This is a genomic window from Arsukibacterium perlucidum DSM 18276 (assembly GCF_000382165.1).
Lineage (GTDB): Bacteria > Pseudomonadota > Gammaproteobacteria > Enterobacterales > Alteromonadaceae > Alishewanella > Alishewanella perlucidum.
This window is the reverse complement of sequence record NZ_KB907757.1, coordinates 1-4107: the sequence shown is the minus strand read 5'-3', so window position 1 is coordinate 4107 and position 4107 is coordinate 1. Positions and strand designations below refer to the sequence as shown.

Here is a 4107-nt window from a genome sequence, read left to right as displayed (position 1 = left end):
CCGGTTCTCTTCTTCCAGGTCTTTCAGACGTTTTACGTCCGAGGCTTCCATACCGCCGTACTTGGCCTTCCAGTTGTAATAGGTAGCGTCAGAGATGCCGTATTCCCGGCAAACTTCTTTGACCAAACGGCCTGCTTCAACCTCTTTTAAGATTTTGACGATCTGTGTTTCTGTGTAACGCGACTTTTTCATTTCCGTTCTCCTCAAACGTAGTTTACGCTGGAGAACTCTAATCGGGAATGCACCTAGTTTAAGGGATGCTTACACTAACATACGTTGGTCTGAGATCAAGACTATCTATATTGATACAATGGGAATTTACTCAATAGTAAAAGAAGCTGCTACATCGGCTGGATGCACTGCAAATATTGAGAGTTACCATTCGTATGAGTCTTTTAAAGAACTAAATTTGCCAACAGAAGAATATTTAGTAGTGATATCAGCATCAACTTCGGGAGGTATGGCTGAAGATTTAGTGAAGAGAGATTTCTCTAAAGAAAAGATCATTACACTTATTGATGTTGACCAAAGGGATAAATATTCGCACGTTTTTATAAACTTATCTTCAACTGGATTATTGGAGAGCTTAAGCAGCGTAGATGGAAATGAGACCGATATTGAGCTTGTCGGAGAGCACTTTTCTTATAAAGCTAAACCGCCTAAGCAAGTAACAATTGGTCTACCTCATAAACCTAAATATCTTTTAGATATACTTAAAGCTTTCTGTATAACTGGCATCAACGAAATAAATCAACGCGTTGAATCTATTGGTAAAAATCCGGTATTAAGTCTTAAACCAACAAATCTTCATAGCAGTCAAAAATTTAATAGCTGGTTTGAAGAAGAGCTATCTTGGTCATTGTCCTCATCTATTAATACTGTGATTTACAGTGATGATGGGGCATCTGAGATTTTAGCTAGAAAAGTTATTAAATTCATTACAGACAAAAACAATAACAAGCAGGCTCCAGCTTTATTGAAATGGCCTGAATTTGGAAAAGATGATTTAAATGATGCTACAGGTATAATCGTCGTCACCGCATTTGCAGGGGATGGCGGTAAATTGAGACAAATAAGTCGAGATTTAAGAGAATATGAGAATAATACCATTCCGAGACATTTTCTAGTCGGAGTTGGCCTACCTCAGAGTATGGAATCATGGAAGAAGCTTGAGCAATTCTTAGTACGAAATGCAACTTTAAGACCTTATAGTTTTTCAGTATGGAAAGTACTACCTCTGGGGCCTGACAATATAAAAAAATCTTGGGATGCACTTAATGAATTAGCATCCAAAGCAGACAACTTAATTAAGTCACCATTAGAAACTATCACCGATGCCGAAGCGGCTTTGTGCTACGAAGCTATGACAGAATGTATAGCTAATACTAGTGACAGTTTGCTTCCAAACTCTAATGGTGTCCCACTAAAACTCACTGAAGGTTTTGTGTTCTTCGAGGATAAATTTGACGACAAAATTGCAAGTATTACCCAAAGCGCTACATTGTTAACCATAGCTTCGGTTTTACAAGCAGCTAGAGAACACGCAGATCCTGAAAAGTGCTTGAAGCCGACGAACTATCAATCTGTCATTATTTCACCAGAGAACTTTTTAAGATTTAATGATGATATTTTACAAGCGTGCATTCTGCGGGCTAGCCTTCCCTCTGAATTAGACTATTCGTCAGATCACCATCTAAGTGAGTTGATGAAAGAGTTTCTATATAAAGTATTTACGCGACACGGGCACCCATTCGGATTTGCTGCTTTAGAGTTTGCTGCAGCGTTAGCAGTAGGAAAGCTAAAGCTTAAAAGAGCTCACACTAAAGAATTGGTTGAAAAAGCAGTTGAAAAAGTATCGAGTCAAAATAGGGCATTAACCGGACTACTTTTAATGGTGCTCAATAACTAATAGCTGTTCTGACCTTAATATACTGAAGCCAATAAATAGCTATTTGAATTCTGCACTTTAGTGATTAAAGTGCAGTTTCTAGACAGGGCTTTTGGCTTAACTTGACTAGTGATCAGTTTAGTTGCTTCGAGGGAATGACAATTTCTCGAATTGCATTTATATAATTTGCTGGACCAATTGAATGGCGATGTACGAAAAAGAACTAGGAGCACTGCTGCCGCGCTGCTTTGAAATGTATGATTTTATGGCGGAGCACGTTGAGCAGTTACAGCATCTTGGAGCGGTGCCGGAGCTTAAATGCAGAATGGCCTTCCACTCAGGTATTTTGTCATTTGAGCATGGCCTCTCTTCTCTTAAGTTAATTGCTGATGGTTTTACATCATCCGGCTTTGCATTGATGCGCCCTCAATACGAAAGCCTGATACGTGGATTTTGGCTCATGTACGCTGATACTGAGGATTGGTTTAATAAACTCGCAACTGCGGGCAAAGTTGGTCCAGACCAAATAAAGAAACTAGAAACGCCACTAATAGCAAATATGCTTAATGCGCTTGATAATTCAGAAGCGCCAGCGCATATCCTCGGTCAGTTGAATGACTTTAGAGGCGTTAACAATTCAGCGTTTAATAGCTTTACACACAGTGGTCTTGCGGCCCTTGTCAGCAATGGCTTAGGTTATGAACCCAAGGTTATCTATGATTCTCTTCGTAACTGCAACGCTGTTGCTGCTATAAATATGCAAATGCTATCTATTTTGACTGGATACGAGGAAGCCATGGAGCCTATCAGAAAGATGCATCATCACTTCGTCGATTGCTTGCCAATTATTCATGGTTAAAAATTAGGTTATCTGGGCTCAAGATTTACGTACATCTTCAAATAGAATGACAAAATTCGGCATGCTACTACAGTTTTAAGTATTGAGTGCATTGTCTTAGAGTGGCAGGATATAGGTACACGTTATTTTTAAGGATCAATGGATTGACTACAATTACAAGTCGACATGTTGCTAAAGAGCTGAGGTACGCATACCAGGGCGAAGTGCTTATCTGTATCGACCAGTTAGATAAAAAAGAGAATGGACTAAGATGCAATTGCACCTGTCCAAAGTGCGGCATACCCCTTGAGGCATGTATCGGCCCTAAGACCCCTCGCTATTTTAGGCACCAAAAAGACTCCCCAGACTGTGGCATAACGAATGAATCAGTACTTCACCTATATGCTAAACAATGCCTGAAAGATGCAGCTGGTAAAGATATTTCATTTCTCATCCCAAGAGCCGAGCTCGGAAAGTTTATTCCTCTATCGATAGCAGGTGAAAAATTCGATAGGGTTACACTGAAAGAAGTGAAATTGGAGTATCACTGCCAAGACACAGGAACAATAGTTGATGCCTGGGCGCAGATGTCTAATGGCTTGTCTGTGAATATAGAAATTAAAGTATCACACGGTATTGATGAGGTAAAGGCAAAGAAAATAGGTCATGGCAAATCCTTCACAGTGGAGATTGATTTAAATGGCCATTCACTGACAGCCTTTAAACTTGAAGATGTTAAACGGGATGTCTTTGGGCTTAACTGCAAAAAGGTATTCAACCACCCAGATGCACAGTGGATTCAGCATAAGCCAGCGGCCATTAAGACTAGTCAGGAAGTCAAAAGGCCATCTATTGAGCCGGCACCAAAGCTTCCCCCCAGAAAAACCATTGTAATCCCACCTGAAATCGATTTTGGCTTGAACGATACATATTTAAGCCACAAGATTATCGAGAACGCCGATGGCGACTATATTAGTCTCGAATTCTGTGATGAATCAGGCGAAGTGCTTAACTTGCCAGTTAGAAAAGCATTTACCAAATATTATTCACAGGCATTAAACACTTTCAGATCTGGTGACAAGATTAAAGCGATAGAGTATCAGGGGGAGATAGTGCGTATATTGGGGTGTTAACTGTGCACAGGAACTGTTTGTTTTCCTATTACTTTAAGCAACCAATTAAACGCCTGGGAATACGTTTTGCACTTTAATAGTGATTAAAGTGCAGCTTTTTAACTGGAACAGTGACAAAGCGTACACCTTGTAAAAAATAGGTAAATCAGGCATTGCTGTAACCATTTTTGTGGGCGACTAACATTTGATACACAATGTATTCTGAAAAATTCTTAATCAAGAACAGAAAAACCATTGCTATAAATGAT

4 protein-coding genes are annotated in these 4107 nt (G+C 39.7%); 3 read left to right on the top strand and 1 reads right to left on the bottom strand.

Annotated features, from left to right (window positions below; translation table 11 throughout):
- Positions 1-192: transposase (locus tag H141_RS0119340; protein ID WP_019677893.1), on the bottom strand; the 192-nt coding region annotated here is incomplete at its 3' end.
- A 217-nt stretch (positions 193-409) separates the two neighbouring features.
- Here H141_RS0119340 and H141_RS20695 point away from each other — a divergent pair.
- The 3 genes from H141_RS20695 to H141_RS0119325 all read left to right on the top strand — a co-directional run bounded on the left by H141_RS20695 (position 410) and on the right by H141_RS0119325 (position 3859).
- Positions 410-1909: a hypothetical protein gene (locus H141_RS20695; RefSeq protein ID WP_157611047.1), complete on the top strand. Its 1500-nt coding sequence runs from the start codon at positions 410-412 to the stop codon at positions 1907-1909.
- Between the two features lie 181 nt (positions 1910-2090).
- The gene (locus tag H141_RS0119330) at positions 2091-2747 is read left to right on the top strand and encodes a DUF6988 family protein (RefSeq protein WP_019677917.1); all 657 of its coding nucleotides are present in this window, start codon (positions 2091-2093) and stop codon (positions 2745-2747) included.
- A gap of 143 nt (positions 2748-2890) precedes the next feature.
- Positions 2891-3859 (top strand): competence protein CoiA family protein, encoded by a 969-nt coding sequence (locus tag H141_RS0119325; protein WP_019677916.1) that lies wholly within the window; start codon positions 2891-2893, stop codon positions 3857-3859.
- The last annotated feature ends 248 nt before the right edge of the window (positions 3860-4107 follow it).

What these genes read in the sequence shown, in the direction of transcription:
- H141_RS0119330 (WP_019677917.1), top strand. Translation starts at nt 2,091, where the DNA reads ATGGCGATGTACGAAAAAGAACTAGGAGCACTGCTGCCGCGCTGCTTT.